Below are 15525 nucleotides of genomic sequence, written 5' to 3'. Positions count from 1 at the left end.
AGCGGGCGTGGAGTACCATTGGCAGTCTTGCTAATGGAGTGCCAGCAGGAGGTGCAGGTGGTCAGCGAACGGGGTCTCGAAGTTCTCCGCGTCATCGTGCACGACTACGTCGAGTCGCGCGAACCGGTCGGCTCGAAGTCGATCGTCGACCGCCACCAGTTCGGTGTCTCCGCCGCCACGATCCGCAACGACATGGCCCTCCTCGAAGAAGAAGAGCTGATCGCCGCCCCGCACACGTCGTCGGGCCGGGTGCCGACCGACAAGGGCTACCGTCTCTTCGTCAACCAGCTCGCCGACCTCCGCCCGCTGACGGCAGCGCAGCGCACGGCCATCGAGACCTTCCTCGGCAACTCCTCCGACCTCGACGAAGTGCTCTCGCGCACGGTGCGGCTGCTCTCGCAGTTGACCAACCAGGTCGCCCTGGTGCAATACCCAACGTTCTCGCACGCGTCCGTCCGTCACGTCGAGTTCGTCCGCCTCAGCGAGACGCGCGTGATGACAGTGCTGATCACCGACGCCGGCCACGTCGAGCAGCGCACGCTCGATGTCCGCCCCGGCATCGACGAGGCCTTCCTCGGCGAGCTGCGGGCCAAGGTCAACGCCCTCGTCGGCGGCAAGCGATTAGCCGAAGCGGCGACCCTGCTGACGACGCTGCCCGATCTGTTCCATCCCGACCGCGCGGCTCTCGTCCGCCAGGTGACCCGCGCTCTGGTCGAGGAGGTCGCGGCGGGCCGCCCCGAGAAGCTGGTCATGGCCGGCGCCGCCAACCTGGTGCTCACCGAAGACGACTTCAGCGGCAACCTCTTCCCCGTGCTCGAGGCCATCGAAGAGCAGGTCACCCTGCTGCGCCTCTTCAGCGAGATGCGCTCCGACGCGGTCGACGTCGTCGCCAGCATCGGCCGCGAGAACGCCTCGTTCGGCCTCGCCCAGACCTCGGTGCTCGCGAGCGGCTACACGGCAGGCGCCGAAATGGCCCGCCTCGGCGTGCTGGGGCCGACACGCATGGACTACTCGACCAACATGGCGGCCGTCCGCGCGGTGGCCCGCTACCTGAGCGGGCTTCTCGGCGACCACTGATTCCCTGGGCGCACAGCCCGCCCACAGACCTGGATCCTTCGACACGACAGGATCCGAGACGACACGAAATCAAGCAGCAAAACGGAGACAAGTGGCAGATCACTACGACGTCCTCGGAGTCGACCGCAACGCGACACCGGAGGAGATCAAGAAGGCGTACCGGAAGCTCGCGCGCGAGCTCCACCCAGACGTGAACCCGAGCCCGAGCGCTTCCGAGCGCTTCAAAGAGGTCACTCACGCGTACGACGTACTCAGCGACCCGCAGCAGCGCCAGCAGTACGACCGCGGCCCGATGCCAGGATTCGGCGGAGGGGGCGGGGGCGGCGGCGCAGCCGGCTTCGGCGACATCTTCGACGCGTTCTTCGGCGGCGGCCAACAGCAGCGTCAGGGGCCCCGGTCGCGACGCGAACGTGGCCAGGACGCCCTTTTGCGCCTCGAGGTCGAGCTCGACGACATCGTCTTCGGCGTGCAGCGCGACATCGAGGTCGACACGGCCGTCCTCTGCGACACCTGCAACGGCTCGTGCTGCGCCCCGGGCACCAGCCCGCAGACCTGCGACATCTGCCACGGCTCGGGCCAGATCCAGCGCACGGTGCGCTCGCTGCTCGGCAACGTGATGACCTCGAGCCCCTGTGGCACCTGCCGCGGCTACGGCACCGTCATCCCACACCCGTGCCCCACCTGCCAAGGCCAGGGCCGCGTCCGCGCGCGCCGCGCGATCCCCGTCGACATCCCCGCGGGCGTCGACACCGGCATCCGCCTGCAGATGCCCGGCCAGGGCGAGGTCGGCCCCGCCGGCGGCCCCAACGGCGACCTCTACCTCGAGGTCAAGGTCAAGCACCACGACGTCTACAGCCGCAACGGCGACGACCTGCTCGCGACCCTCGAGGTGCAGATGGCCGACGCGATCCTCGGCACCTCGACCCGCATCGAGGCGCTCGACGGCGACATCGAGGTCGAGGTGAAGCCGGGCACCCAGTCGGCCGACGTCATCACGATCAAAGACCGCGGTGTCACGCGCCTCCGCGGCTCGGGTCGCGGCGACCTCAAGATCGGCGTGCAGGTCGTGACGCCGGTCAAGCTGAGCCACAAAGAGCGCGAGCTGATCGAGAAGTTCGCGTCGGGCCGCAAGAACGACAAGCCCCAGCTCTCGCAGTTCCAGCAGGGGCTCTTCGGCAAGCTGCGCGACCGGTTCCTCAACTTCTGATCGTGGCGCACTTCTACCTCGTCGAAGAGTTGCACACGACGTCGGTCGGCGCCGATGTCGTCGTGACCGGGCCAGAGGCCCGGCACGCGGTGACCGTCAGCCGGGTCCGCCCCGGCGAGAGTCTGCGGGTGGGCAACGGGCAGGGGCTCGTCGTCGAGGGCACGGTGACGGAGGCGAGCGGCGACCGGCTGGTGATCCGCGCCGAAGCGGTCACGTGGCATCCTGCGCCTTCGCGCCGACTCGTGCTGGCGCAGGCGCTGGCCAAGGGCGACCGCGACGAGCTCGCGGTCCAGGCCGCGACCGAGCTCGGTGTCGACGAGGTCGTGCCGTGGGCGGCCGGGCGCAGCATCTCGCGGTGGGAGGGCCCGAAGGTCGCCAAGGGCCTCGCTCGGTGGCGCGCCGTCGTGCGCGAGGCCACAAAACAGTCGATCCGACCGTGGCAGCCCGTCGTGAGCGACGTCTCCTCGACCGACGGTCTGGTGAGGCGCGCAGGATCCGACGTGGTGCTGGTGCTCGAGCCCACGGCCTCTGAGTCGCTGGCCGAGGTCGCGATCGGCGACGACTTCGACGTGGTGATCGTGGTCGGCCCCGAGGGCGGCCTCACTCCGCACGAGCTCGAGCAGTTCGCCGGCGCGGGTGCGCACGCGGTGCGCCTCGGCGACTCGGTGCTGCGCACCTCCACTGCCGGGCCCGCGGCGATCGCCGTGCTGAGTGTCAGGCTGGGCCGCTGGTGATCGTGCGAGAGGCGGGCCGAGCGTCGGCGGCCCCGGTTACGATGAACGCATGAGCACCGAGCCCTCCGGCACTGAGCCGTCGATCTTCACGCGGATCATCGATCGTGAGATTCCCGCGACGATCGTCCACGAGACCGACACTGTCATCGCCTTCCGCGACATCGCGCCCAAAGCGCCGGTACACCTGCTCGTCGTGCCGAAAGACCCGCAGTATGCGAACGTCGTCGAGTTGGCTGCCGGCAACCCCGCGCTTCTCGCAGACATCGTGGCCACGGCGAATGCCCTCAGCCACGACCCGGAGCTCTTCGGGGACTACCCGCGGGGCGAATTCCGTGTGATCTTCAACACCGGTGAAGCCGTCGGTCAGACCGTCTTCCACGTCCATGCCCATGTCATGGCGGGGAACCTCAAGGAAGGCTCTTTTGCCTAGTACCTCCAGCAACAACCCGAGCGCCGGAGTCCCGGCCGACCCGAGCGATTTCGCGCGAGCCGAGATCGTCGTCGACGGGGTCGCGATGGTGCAGCTCCTCGGCCCGCAGGACCGTCTGCTGCGGGCGGTCGAAAAGCAGCACCCGTCCGTGCAGGTGCTCGTCCGCGGCAACGAAGTCGGTCTCGAGGGGCCTCGCGCCGATGTCGAGAGCGCGCGTGAACTCGTCGAAGAGCTCATCACCATGGTTCGCCAGGGCCACGAGGTCGGCCCGGCCGAGGTCGCGACCACGGGGCGCATCCTCTCGGGCGGTCAGGGGCACCCGGCCGACCTGTTCGGCACGTCGATCCTCACCGGCAGCAAGGGCAAGAGCATCCGGGCCAAGACGCTCGGCCAGAAAGAGTACGTCGAGGCCATCGACGACAACACCATCGTCTTCGGCATCGGCCCCGCCGGCACCGGCAAGACGTATCTCGCCATGGCCAAGGCCGTGCAGGCCCTGCAGCGTCGCGAGGTGACGCGCATCATCTTGACGCGCCCGGCCGTGGAGGCGGGCGAGAAGCTCGGCTTCCTGCCCGGCACGCTGACCGACAAGATCGATCCCTACCTGCGGCCGCTCTACGACGCGCTCAACGAGATGATGGACCCGGAGATCGTGCCCAAGCTGCTCGCCGCCGGCACTGTCGAAGTCGCACCGCTGGCGTACATGCGCGGCCGGACGCTCAACGACGCGTTCGTCGTTCTCGACGAGGCGCAGAACACCACGCCGGAGCAGATGAAGATGTTCCTCACCCGCCTGGGCTTCGGCTCGAAGATGGTCGTCACCGGCGACGTCACCCAGGTCGACCTCCCCACCGGCGCGAGCGGTCTCCAGCTCGTCACCCGCGTGCTCGACGGGATCGACGACATCCACTTCGCCCGGCTCACCAGCGACGACGTCGTACGTCACACGCTCGTGGCGAAGATCGTCGACGCCTACACGAAGTTCGACGCCGAGAAGCTGGCGCGCCAGGCCGCTCGCCGCAGCGACGACGAGCGAGCAGTGGCCGAGCGGCGCACGGGGGAGGGGACGAAGTGAGCATCGAGATCAACAACGAGTCGAGCATCGAGGTCGACGAGCCCATGATCCTGCGTCTCGCGACCTTCGCCCTCGACCAGATGCACGTCCACCCCGAGGCCGAGCTCGCGATCGTGCTGGTCGACGAGGGCGCGATGGAGCAGCTGCACGTCCAGTGGATGGACGAGCCCGGGCCGACCGACGTGCTGAGCTTCCCCATGGACGAGCTGCGCCCCGGCACCGAGGAAGACCCGACGCCGCCTGGCCTCCTCGGCGACATCGTGCTGTGCCCCCAGGTCGCGACGGCCCAGGCGATCACAGCAGGCCACTCGGCCCTCGACGAGATGCTGTTGCTGACGACTCACGGCATCCTGCACCTGCTGGGCTTCGACCACGCCGAGCCCGACGAGAAGGCCGAGATGTTCGGCATCCAGGATCGAATTCTGGCCGCGTTCGCGACCACCGACTCGCCGCGGTAGACGACCGTGATGATCGCGATCTTCGTCACCGCGGCCGTCGTCCTCGTCGTCTTCGGCGGCTTCCTGGCCGCCACCGACTCCGCTCTCTCGGTGCTCAGCCGACACGACCTGCTCGAGCTGGCCGACTCGCACCCGCGCGGGCAGCGCTCCATTCGCGCCATCGCCGAAGATGTCGGTGCGCACGTCAACGCCGTCAATTTCATGCGCGTGCTCGCCGAGGTCGTGGCCGCCGTGCTCGTGTCTCTGGCGTTCGCCTACTCGATCGACGAGTGGTGGTGGGCCCTCCTCGCCTCGGCGCTGATCATGACGGCCGCCTCGTTCGTGCTCGTCGGCTCGAGCCCGCGCAGCGTCGGCCGAGCGCACCCGCGGGGCCTCGTCACGGCCGCGTCCGGGCTGGTCCGCGGCATCCGCATCGTCCTCGGCCCGCTGGCCGACGCACTGGTCGCCATCGGCAACTGGGTGACGCCGGGTCGACCGCGGACGGCTTCGTTCTCCTCGGAGGAGCAGCTGCTCAGCATGGTCGACGAGGCCGCCGAGTTCGACGTGCTCGACGAGGACGACCGCACCCTCATCCACTCGATCTTCGAGTTCAGCGAGACGGTCGTGCGCGAGGTGATGATCCCGCGCACCGACATGGTCACGGTCGACGCCGACCAGACGATCGAGGCGACGATGTCGGTCTTCCTCGGCAAGGGCGTCTCGCGCGTGCCGGTCGTCGGGCGCGACAGCGACGACGTGCTCGGCGTGATGTACCTGCGCGACGCCGCCCGCTTCGTGCACGAGCGCCGCGGCGGGTCGGTTCGCTACGCCGCAGATCTGGCGAAGCCCGCGGTCTTCATCCCCGAGTCCAAACGCGCCGACGAGACCCTCCGCCAGATGCAGCTGCAGAAGAACCACCTCGCGATGGTGGTCGACGAGTATGGCGGCATCGCCGGGCTGGTCACTCTCGAAGACCTGATCGAAGAGCTCGTCGGCGACATCAGCGATGAGTACGACCAGACCGTCGTCGAGCACCGCGAGGTCGAAGAGGGCGTGCAGCTCGTCAGCGCTCGCATGCCCGTCGACGAGCTCGGCGACCTCTTCGGCATCGAGCTCGACGACGACGACGTCGACTCGGTGGGCGGCCTGCTCACGAAGGCTCTCGGCCGGCTGCCCGAGCGGGGCGACGAAGCCCGGGTCTCGGGCCTCGTGCTCACGGCCAACCACACCGAGGGGCGGCGGCGCGACCTGCAGAGCGTGCTGGTGCGTCGTGATCCTGCTCTCGCCGAAGCCGAGGCGGCGTTCGACTCGCCGACCACCGCGGGCAGGTCCGCCACCGGCGCCACCGCCGACTCCACCAGCGCCACCACTCCGAACGAACGGGCCTCCCGATGACGACCACCACTCCCTCCGACTACCGCGCCGGGTTCGCCTCGTTCGTCGGCCGGCCGAACGTCGGTAAGTCCACGCTGACGAACGCCCTCGTCGGCGAGAAGGTCGCCATCACCTCGTCGAAGCCGCAGACGACCCGCCGGGCGATCCGCGGTGTCGTGCACCGCCGCTCGGGCCAGCTCGTGATCGTCGACACCCCGGGCATGCACCGCCCGCGCACCCTGCTGGGCGAACGCCTCAACAGCGTCGTGCAGGACACGCTCGGCGACGTCGACGTGATCGGCTTCTGCGTGCCTGCCAACGAGAAGCTCGGCCCGGGCGACCGCTTCATCAACGAGCAGCTCGACGCGTTCCCACGCGCGAAGAAGGTCGCCATCGTCACCAAGGTCGACGCGGCCTCGAAGACGACCGTCGCCGAGCAGCTGCTCGCCGTCAGCGCCCTGCGCGACTGGGAGGCGATCGTGCCGCTGTCGGCCGTCTCGAAGATCCAGCTCGACACGGTCGTGACCGAGTTGATCCGACTGCTCCCGGTGTCGCCTCAGCTGTATCCGGCCGACGTCGTGACCGAAGAGCTGGTGCAGGATCGCGTGTCCGAACTCATCCGCGAAGCCGCCCTCGAGGGGGTCCAAGACGAGTTGCCGCACTCGCTCGCAGTCACCATCGACGACATCGTCGAGCGCGACGACCGTGAGCTCGTCGAGATCTACGCCAACCTCTTCGTCGAGCGCGACAGTCAGAAGGGCATCGTGATCGGCCACAGGGGCGCGCGTCTTCGCGAGGTCGGCGAGCGGGCCCGGGCTCAGATCGAGCCGCTGGTCGGCAAGCAGGTCTTCCTGTCGATCCGGGTGAAGGTCGCCAAAGACTGGCAGCGCGACCCCAAGCAGCTCGGCCGTCTCGGGTTCTAGAGGAGAAAGCCGACATGTCCACCGGGGCGCGCATCCCGCGCACGCACGATCTCCATCGTGCGGATGATCTACATCGTGCGGATGATTCCGCGCCATCGCAGGTCGCGCCTGTTGCGTCCGGCACCGTGTCGACGCCGCCCGACCCGTACCGTGGTCGCGTGATCTTCCGCCGGCTGACGACCCAGCAGCTCGTGCTCGACATCGTCATCGCCGTCGTCGTCGGGCTCGTGACTCTCGTCTTCGACCTCCACGCCAATCCGATGTCGCTCGTCATCACGGTCGGAATGGTCGCGGCCCTCGTCTTCCGTCGCTGGTCGCCGGGCCTCGCCCTGGGCGTCGTCTGGGCGACCGCCGCCTTCGAGATGCTGACGCTGTCGACGCCTCAGGTGTCGAACCTCGCCATCTGCGCGGTGCTCTACACCGTCGCCGCCTACGGCAGCCCGCGGTTGCGCTGGCTCGGCCTGGCGTCGGTCGGAGTGGGCGCCGCCGTCGGCATGTTCTACGTGACGTTCGCGCAGCTCGCCATCTTCGGCGTGCCGCACAGCGTCGAGAACGTGACCGACCTGATCCGGCTCTTCCTGCAGATCGGCATCACCTTCCTCGGCTTCCTCGCCCTCCTGGGTCTGCCATGGGTCGGCGGGCAGTTGGTGCGCACCCGCTACGCCGCCCGCGAGAGCCGCGACGCCCAGCTCGTCGCCGAACGCGAGGCCGCCCGCGCCGAACGCGAGGCGGCGCGAGCCGAGGGCGAGGCCGCGAGAGCCGAACGGGAAGCCGCGAGGGCCGAACGCGACATCGCCGTCGAGCAGGAGCGCAGCCGCATCGCCCGCGACATGCACGACGTCGTCGCGCACTCGCTGGCGGTCGTGATCGCCCAGGCCGACGGCGCGCGCTACGCCTACCGCGCCGACCCGTCGACCGTCGAGGACAGCCTCGGCACCATCGCGTCGACCGCCCGCGAGGCGCTCGGCGAAGTGCGCGAGCTGCTCGGCCAGCTGCGCCACAGCCAGGGCGCGGCGCCGCAGCCGGTGCTTGTCGACCTCGAGCGGCTCGTCGAGCAGATGACCGCCGCCGGTCTCTCGATCGACCTGCGCTCCAGCGGCGTGCCGGCGCAGTTGAGCAGCAACCGCCAGCTCGCCATCTATCGCATCGTGCAGGAGTCGCTCACGAACGTCCTCCGGCACGGCGACACGTCATCGACCGTCGACGTGCTCTTCGACTGGCGCCCCGACGACCTCACGATCGTCGTGGCATCGACACTGCGGCCGTCCGACCCGATCGACCCCGACGCGCTCACGGCCAGCGGCCAGTACCGGCCCGACGAACGACGTGGCCACGGCGTCGTCGGCATGAGCGAACGCGCTACCTTGGCCGGAGGCACCCTGACCACTCACCAGGCAGGCGGACGGTTCATCGTGCGCGCCAACATCCCGTCCACCGCGCTCACCCAGGAGGTCCGACTGCGATGAGCATCGCACCCGACACCAGACCCGCACCGTCGCCGACCGGCACGATCAAGATCGTCCTCGTCGACGACCAGGCGCTGTTCCGCGCCGGCATCCGCATGGTGGTCTCGTCGCAGAAAGACCTCGAGTTCGTCGGCGAGGCCGGCGACGGCGAGGAGGGCGTCGAGGTCGTCGCCCGCACCCGACCCGACGTCGTGCTGATGGACATCAGGATGCCGGTGATGGACGGCATCGCGGCCACCCAGGCGATCCTCGCCCAGGCCGATGCCGAGAGGCGACCCGCACCTCGCATCCTGGTGCTCACCACGTTCGATCTCGACGAGGCGGCCACGCGGGCGATCCGTTCGGGCGCCAGCGGCTTCGTGCTGAAGGACAGCGATCCCGAGTTCCTTCTCGCCGCCATCCGCACCGTGCACGCGGGCACCTCGGTGATCGCCGCCTCGGCCACGCGCGAGCTGTTCGAGCACTTCGACAACCGTCAGACCGCGCCCAAGCCCGTGCCGGTCGCCTTCGAGTCTCTGACGACTCGCGAGAGGGACATCTTCCAGTCGGCCGCCCGCGGCCTCAGCAACAGCGAGATCGCTCGACTCGAATACCTGAGCGAGGCGACGGTCAAGACGCACATCTCGCGCGTGCTCGCGAAGCTCTCGCTGCGTGACCGCGTCCAGCTCGTGGTCTACGCCTACGAGCATGGGCTGACCACATAGACTTGTCTTCCGTGGCATTTGCATCCGACATTTCAAGCGTCTCGCTCGTGGCGACGTCGCTGTTGGTGTTCGTCGACGTGTTGGCGGCCGTCCTCGTCGTCCTGCTCGTGCGTCGCCCCCGTCGTCGACCCGCAGGGCGCGCCTGGAGCCGGCACGTCGTCATCGGCATCCCGCTCGGGCTCGCTATCGGCTGGGCCGCGATCTGGCTGATCGGCGACGTGCTCGACGTGTTCGAGGTGTCGCCGACCACAGTGCAGCGCATCTGGACGAGCCTCATGGTCGCAGGCGTCGTCCTCGCCGTGATCAATCTGCTGTTCGCCCCGGCCCGGCGTAAAGTCCTCGCCCTCGGCGGCGCCGCGGTCTTCGTGCTGGCCGGTGGCCTTGCAATCAACCGCGACGTGGGGGAGTACCGCACTCTCGGGCAGCTCATGGGCGTCGAAGACACTCAGAGCCTTGCTCTGCCGGCCCTCGTGCAAGGCGCCGCCGAGTCGGCCACGACCACCGACCTCGCCTCGCGCTGGCACGCCCCGAGCGACCTGCCCGCCCGCGGGCGCGTCGGCAGCGTGCGCATCGCGGGCACGCACTCGAGCTTCGTCGCGCGCGACGCCATCGTGTACCTCCCGCCGGCGGCACTCGTGAAAGACCCGCCCCGCCTGCCCGTCGTGATCCTGATGACCGGGCAGCCCGGCAGCCCGTCGTCGGTGCTGATCTCGGGCGAGGTGCAGACGACCCTCGACGCCGACGCCGCGGCGCACCGCGGGCTGGCGCCAATCGTCGTCGTGCCCGACCAGCTCAGCTCGGCCGACGCCAACCCGCTCTGCGTCGACGGACCCCTCGGCAACAGCGCCACCTACCTCACGAAAGACGTGCCCGACTGGATCCGCGCGCACCTGAACGTCCAGGCCGGCCGGTCGGCGTGGAGCGTCGGCGGGTTCTCTCAGGGCGGCACGTGCGCGGTGCAGTTCGCCACCTCGCATCCTGATCTCTTCGGGTCGTTCATCGACGTCTCGGCGCAGCTCGGCCCCCGACTGTCGTCGACCGCCGCGACGATCGCCGACGGTTTCGGCGGCGACGAGAGCCGCTACCGGGCGGCCCAGCCCGAGGCAATCATGGCCGCGCACGGCCCCTACCCCGACACGGTCGCGTTCTTCGCAGTCGGCCGACGTGATGCCCGTTACACCACTGTCATGAACCAGGTCTCGGCGGCGGCCGGGCGCGCCCAGATGCACGTCACCCGATACGTCTCACCCGGCAGCGGCCACGACTGGGTGACGGCATCAAACGGGTTCGCCCACGGATTCGCCGTCGTCTGGTCGACCCTCGGGCTCGGCACCTTCCGAGGCGCAGCGTGAGCGCCGAGATCGACGCGGTCGTCACGGCCGCCGGCGGCGGAAGCAGCCGCGGCACGGGTGGGCCCGACGTCTCGCCGGGGCGCTTCTGGCAGGCCACCGGCCGCCGGGTGGTCGTCGAGCTCGGCGCTCAGCCCGTCAGCGTCGTCATAGCGGCCGTGCTGGTCGCTCTCGCCATCGTCTCCGGCAGTTGGCAGAACGGGCCGGCAGACGCGCTCCGCGACGTCGTCGGCGCAGGGGTCGGCGGTCAGACGACCCCGGGCGCCTGGGCGCTGACGCTCGCCTCGATCCTCTTCTGCGGCAGCCTGCCCGAGCTCATCGCGACCGTCCTCGCCGTGCTGGTGCTGGTCGGCGGTGCCGAGCGGCTGATGGGGCATCGTCGGGCGCTTGCCGCCTACCTCGTCACCGGCGTCATCGCCACGGTCGTCGGGGTGGCCGCGCAGGCGATCGGCATCGCCGTGGGGGAGTCGTGGGCGCTCCAAGTCGCCTACGACACCACGTTGCATCCGTTCACGCCCGCTCTCGGGGCCGTCCTCGCCGCCAGCGCGTTCGCCGGGCCGCTCTGGCGACGCAGGATCCGGGTCTTCGGCTTTGCCGGCATCGTCACCTTTCTGCTCTACGACGGGCATCCGGCCGGGCTCTACGCTCTCGTGGGCGCCCTGGCGGGGCTGGCCCTCGGCCGCGTGCTCAGGCCCGAGCCGCGCCCCGTCGACCGCGGCTGGACCCGCAGCTCGCATCACGAGGCGCGGGTGCTGCTCTCGGTCGTCGTCACCGTGACCGCCCTCGGCCCGGTCGTGACCCTGCTGACGCGGGCGCCGATCGGCATCCTCGCGCCCGTCGGCGAACTCTTCCGCGATGTGCTGCCGAGCCACCGCCTGCCGGCGCTCTGCCGGGCCGCCCTGCATCAGGCCGAGCTCCACGGGGCGGCGCTGCAGCGCGCGGGCGGCGATCTCGGGCCGGCGGCCCCGAACGGCACCTGCATGCGCGACGTCGCGCTCGGCGGTCTTCACGGGCCGAGCACCGTGTTGCTCAGCATCCTGCCGCTCGTGATCCTCGTGGTCGCAGGGGCCTTCATCCGTCGGGGCCGACGTGTGGCCGGGTGGGCCGCCATCTGCGTCAACCTCCTGCTGGCCGGGCTGGCTGCGCTCTTCGAGGGCGTCCTGCCGTTCACCAGCGACACCTTCCAGGACATGCCCGGACACCGGGTCGAGCGCCTCTTCCTCAGCGGGCTGTCGGTGGCCGTGCCGCTGGCCGTTGCCGTGGTGGTCTATGTCAACCTGCGGCATCTCACGGTGCGCGCCTCCGAGGCGATCGTGCGGCGCTACATCGCCGGCCTCGTCACGGCATTCGTGTCGCTGTCGGCGTTCTACTTCGTGGTGGCGATGCTCCAACGCGGCCGCTTCTCGGCGCGCGTCTCGGTGCCCGACGTGCTGCTCAGCGTGCCCGAGCGGTTCGTGCCCGTCGGTTTCATCGGTGTCGAGCGCCTGGGAGCCGTCCCTGCTGACGTGCCGCTGCGCGTCGCCTATCTCGGTGTCGGCCCCGTCTTCTGGCTCGTCGCCGTGATCGGGCTCGCCCTGGCGGCCTCCGACACCTCGCGAGCCCGCGCCGCCGCGCGTCGAGGCGCTCTCGATCGCATCCTGCGCCGCGGGGTCGACGGCCACCTGTCGCACATGGCGACGTGGGAGGGCAATTCTTACTGGTTCACGGCGGACGGCCTCGCGGCCGTGGCGTACCGGGTGGTCGGGAGCCGCGCCATCACCACGGCCGACCCGCTCTGCCGTCGTGAGCGCGCCGCCGAGGTGATCTCCGACTTCGCCGAGTGGTGCGACGACCGGGGGCTGTCGCCGGTGTTCTACAGCATCGACGCCGACCTCGAGCCGGTGTTCGCCGGGCTCGGCTGGTCGACGCTGCCCGTGGCCGAAGAGACGGTGATCCGGCCCGCGACCTTCGCCATGACCGGCAAGAAGTGGCAGGACGTCCGATCGAGCATCAATCGCGCTGCCAAGGCCGGGGTGCGGGCGCAGTGGACCCACTACGCCGACCTTCGGCCCGGGATCGCCCGCCAGATCGACGAGATCTCCGAGCAGTGGGTCGCCGAGAAAAACCTCCCCGAGCTCGGTTTCACCCTGGGTGGCGTCGACGAGATCCGCAGCCGTGACGTGCGGCTGATGCTCGCCCTCGACGAACGCGACCGGGTGCAGGCCGTGACGAGCTGGCTGCCGACCTACCGCGACGGCGTCGTCATCGGCGGCACGCTCGACTTCATGCGTCGCCGCCCCGACAGCATGACCGGGGTGATGGAGTTCGTCATCGCCGAGGCCGCCCTACAGGCGCAGGAGGACGGTCTCGAGTTCCTGAGTCTCTCCGCCGCACCGCTCGCCACTGCGAAGCCCCTCGACGACGAGTCGAGCCAGACCGAGCGGCTGCTCGGCTTCATCGCCCGCACCCTCGAGCCGGCCTATGGGTTCGCCACCCTGCTGGCCTTCAAGAAGAAGTTCCAGCCCGAGTTCGTGCCCCTTCTGATGGCCTACCCCGACCCGCTCGAGCTGCCGGCGATCGGCACCGCGCTCGCCCGCGCGTACCTGCCCGAGCTCTCCATCAGGCAGGTGCCTCGCCTCCTGCGATCCGTCGTCTGATGCTCTGCTGCCCGTGAGCGCCTGGGCAGCGTAGTGCTATGGTCGATTCGTGCTGTTCGGCCTGCTCCTTCTTAGCTGCCGCGACGAGACCTCGTTCTAAGGCCTCCCTCGTCGCGGTGTTCACAGTGCCGGTTTCACATCCGGCTGGCTGACAAACTTTGACGAAGAGGTAGAGACCATGAAGAACTCGCAACAGCCGTCCGGGATGCCGATCCACAAATACGTCCCTTTCCACGACCTGATCCAGGTCGACCTGCCCGACCGCACCTGGCCTGCCAAGCGCATCACGAGGGCGCCGCGCTGGTGCGCCGTCGACCTGCGCGACGGCAACCAGGCCCTGATCGACCCCATGAGCCCTGAGCGCAAGCGCATCATGTTCGATCTGCTCGTCAAGATGGGCTACAAGGAGATCGAGGTCGGATTCCCATCGGCGTCGCAGACCGACTTCGACTTCGTGCGCAGCCTGATCGACGAGAATGCCATCCCCGACGACGTCACGATCCAGGTTCTGACGCAGGCCCGCGAGTCGCTGATCAACCGCACCTACGAGTCGATCAAGGGCGCGAATCAGGCCATCGTGCACCTGTACAACTCGACCAGCATCCTGCAGCGCGACGTCGTCTTCCGCACCGGCAAGCAGGGCATCATCGACCTGGCCCTCGAGGGCGCTCGTCTCTGCAAGGTCGCCGAGGCGACCATCCCCGAGACGACCGTCTACTACGAGTACAGCCCCGAGAGCTTCACCGGCACCGAGCTCGAGTTCGCCCGCGACATCTGCAACGCCGTCATCGAGGTCTTCGAGCCGACCCCCGAGCGCCAGGTGATCGTCAACCTGCCGGCCACGGTCGAGATGGCCTCGCCCAACGTCTACGCCGACTCCATCGAGTGGATGAACCGCAACCTCGCCCACCGCGAGAACGTCATCCTCTCTCTGCACCCGCACAACGACCGCGGCACCGCCGTCGCGGCAGCCGAGCTCGGCTACATGGCCGGCGCCGACCGCATCGAGGGGTGCCTGTTCGGCAACGGAGAGCGCACCGGCAACGTCGACATCGTAGCTCTCGGCATCAATCTGTTCACGCAGGGTATCGACCCCGAGATCGACTTCTCCGACCTCGACGAAGTCAAGCGAACCGCTGAGTACTGCAACCAGCTGCCGGTGCCCGAGCGCAGCCCGTGGGCAGGCGACCTGGTCTACACGGCTTTCTCGGGCTCGCACCAGGATGCGATCAAGAAGGGCTTCGAGGCCATGGCCGTCGATGCCGCGGCGCAGGGCAAGTCGGTCGACGACCTGGTCTGGGCCGTGCCCTACCTGCCGGTCGACCCGAAAGACCTGGGCCGCTCGTACGAGGCGGTCATCCGCGTCAACTCGCAGTCGGGCAAGGGCGGCGTCGCCTACCTGCTGAAGACCGACCACGCGCTCGACCTGCCGCGCAAGCTGCAGATCGACTTCTCGGGTGTCGTGCAGACGCACACCGACGCCGACGGCGGCGAGGTCACGAGCGAGCAGATCTGGGAGATCTTCCAGGACGAATACCTACCGGCTCGCGACGAGTCGGCCAAGTGGGGTCACTTCGAGTTGACCCGCACCGGCACCCGCAGCGACATGTCGGGCGAGACGCACCTGTCGGCGTCGCTCCGTGCGGGCTCCGACATGGTCGAGACCGAGGGCGCCGGATCCGGCCCCATCGACGCCTTCATCGACGTGCTCGCCACACAGGGTGTCGCCGTCAAGCTCTACGACTACAGCGAACACACCCTCAGTGCGTCCGGCGACGCGCAGGCGGCCGCCTACGTCGAGCTCGACGTCGACGGGACGCGCCTGTGGGGTGTCGGCATCGACGCCGACATCTCGACGGCTTCGCTCAAGGCCATCGTCTCGGCGGTCAACCGGGCGCTGCGCTCGAAGGTGGCCGAGCCGGAGTTCGCCACCGCCTAGCCACGCTTCCCTCCCGTTTTACCTATAGGTGCGGCCCTCGCTCATAGATGTTTCTGTGCGGCAATCGCTCACCTATAGGTAAACCCCCTCCCGTTTTACCTATAGGTGCGGCCCTCGCACACCGACGTTTCTGTGCGGCGGCGGCTTGCCTATAGGTAAAACGGAGGGGCGGGG

At 69.2% G+C, this 15525-nt stretch carries 13 protein-coding genes; all 13 read left to right on the top strand.

Annotated elements, in window-relative coordinates:
• The first annotated feature begins 57 nt into the window (after positions 1 to 57).
• The 13 genes from hrcA (at position 58) to leuA (ending at position 15351) form a co-directional block, all read left to right on the top strand.
• Complete coding sequence (gene hrcA, locus AX769_RS14205; protein ID WP_066283728.1) at positions 58 to 1077, top strand: heat-inducible transcriptional repressor HrcA; 1020 nt, start codon at positions 58 to 60, stop codon at positions 1075 to 1077.
• 91 nt (positions 1078 to 1168) lie between these two features.
• Complete coding sequence (gene dnaJ / locus AX769_RS14200; RefSeq protein WP_066280564.1) at positions 1169 to 2284, top strand: molecular chaperone DnaJ; 1116 nt, start codon at positions 1169 to 1171, stop codon at positions 2282 to 2284.
• A gap of 2 nt (positions 2285 to 2286) precedes the next feature.
• Complete coding sequence (locus tag AX769_RS14195; RefSeq protein WP_066280561.1) at positions 2287 to 3018, top strand: 16S rRNA (uracil(1498)-N(3))-methyltransferase; 732 nt, start codon at positions 2287 to 2289, stop codon at positions 3016 to 3018.
• A gap of 49 nt (positions 3019 to 3067) precedes the next feature.
• Positions 3068 to 3448 (top strand): HIT domain-containing protein, encoded by a 381-nt coding sequence (locus AX769_RS14190; RefSeq protein ID WP_066280559.1) that lies wholly within the window; start codon positions 3068 to 3070, stop codon positions 3446 to 3448.
• Between the two features lie 85 nt (positions 3449 to 3533).
• Entirely contained in the window at positions 3534 to 4523 is a 990-nt protein-coding gene (locus AX769_RS14185; protein ID WP_239452047.1) for a PhoH family protein, read from the top strand.
• On the top strand, positions 4520 to 4981 hold the full coding sequence (gene ybeY, locus AX769_RS14180; RefSeq protein WP_066280556.1) for an rRNA maturation RNase YbeY: 462 nt from the start codon (positions 4520 to 4522) through the stop codon (positions 4979 to 4981). The genes AX769_RS14185 and ybeY overlap by 4 nt, the downstream gene beginning before the upstream one ends.
• Positions 4982 to 4990: 9 nt before the next feature.
• The gene (locus AX769_RS14175) at positions 4991 to 6355 is read left to right on the top strand and encodes a hemolysin family protein (protein ID WP_066280553.1); all 1365 of its coding nucleotides are present in this window, start codon (positions 4991 to 4993) and stop codon (positions 6353 to 6355) included.
• Positions 6352 to 7257: a GTPase Era gene (gene era / locus AX769_RS14170; RefSeq protein ID WP_066280550.1), complete on the top strand. Its 906-nt coding sequence runs from the start codon at positions 6352 to 6354 to the stop codon at positions 7255 to 7257. Before AX769_RS14175 ends, era begins: the two co-directional genes overlap by 4 nt.
• A 158-nt stretch (positions 7258 to 7415) precedes the next feature.
• On the top strand, positions 7416 to 8723 hold the full coding sequence (locus AX769_RS14165) for a sensor histidine kinase (RefSeq protein ID WP_066280546.1): 1308 nt from the start codon (positions 7416 to 7418) through the stop codon (positions 8721 to 8723).
• Positions 8720 to 9427, top strand: coding sequence for a response regulator transcription factor (locus tag AX769_RS14160; RefSeq protein ID WP_066280543.1), 708 nt, complete (start codon positions 8720 to 8722; stop codon positions 9425 to 9427). Before AX769_RS14165 ends, AX769_RS14160 begins: the two co-directional genes overlap by 4 nt.
• Before the next feature lie 11 nt (positions 9428 to 9438).
• On the top strand, positions 9439 to 10779 hold the full coding sequence (locus tag AX769_RS14155; protein ID WP_157887638.1) for an esterase family protein: 1341 nt from the start codon (positions 9439 to 9441) through the stop codon (positions 10777 to 10779).
• Complete coding sequence (locus tag AX769_RS14150) at positions 10776 to 13412, top strand: phosphatidylglycerol lysyltransferase domain-containing protein (RefSeq protein ID WP_066280538.1); 2637 nt, start codon at positions 10776 to 10778, stop codon at positions 13410 to 13412. Before AX769_RS14155 ends, AX769_RS14150 begins: the two co-directional genes overlap by 4 nt.
• A 178-nt stretch (positions 13413 to 13590) precedes the next feature.
• Positions 13591 to 15351, top strand: a complete 1761-nt coding sequence (leuA, locus tag AX769_RS14145; RefSeq protein WP_066280536.1) for a 2-isopropylmalate synthase — start codon at positions 13591 to 13593, stop codon at positions 15349 to 15351.
• The last annotated feature ends 174 nt before the right edge of the window (positions 15352 to 15525 follow it).

Origin of the sequence: Frondihabitans sp. PAMC 28766 (genome assembly GCF_001577365.1) — a bacterium.
GTDB lineage: Bacteria > Actinomycetota > Actinomycetes > Actinomycetales > Microbacteriaceae > Frondihabitans.
The sequence above is the reverse complement of the archived record's forward strand: the minus strand, read 5'-3'. Positions and strand labels throughout refer to the sequence as shown.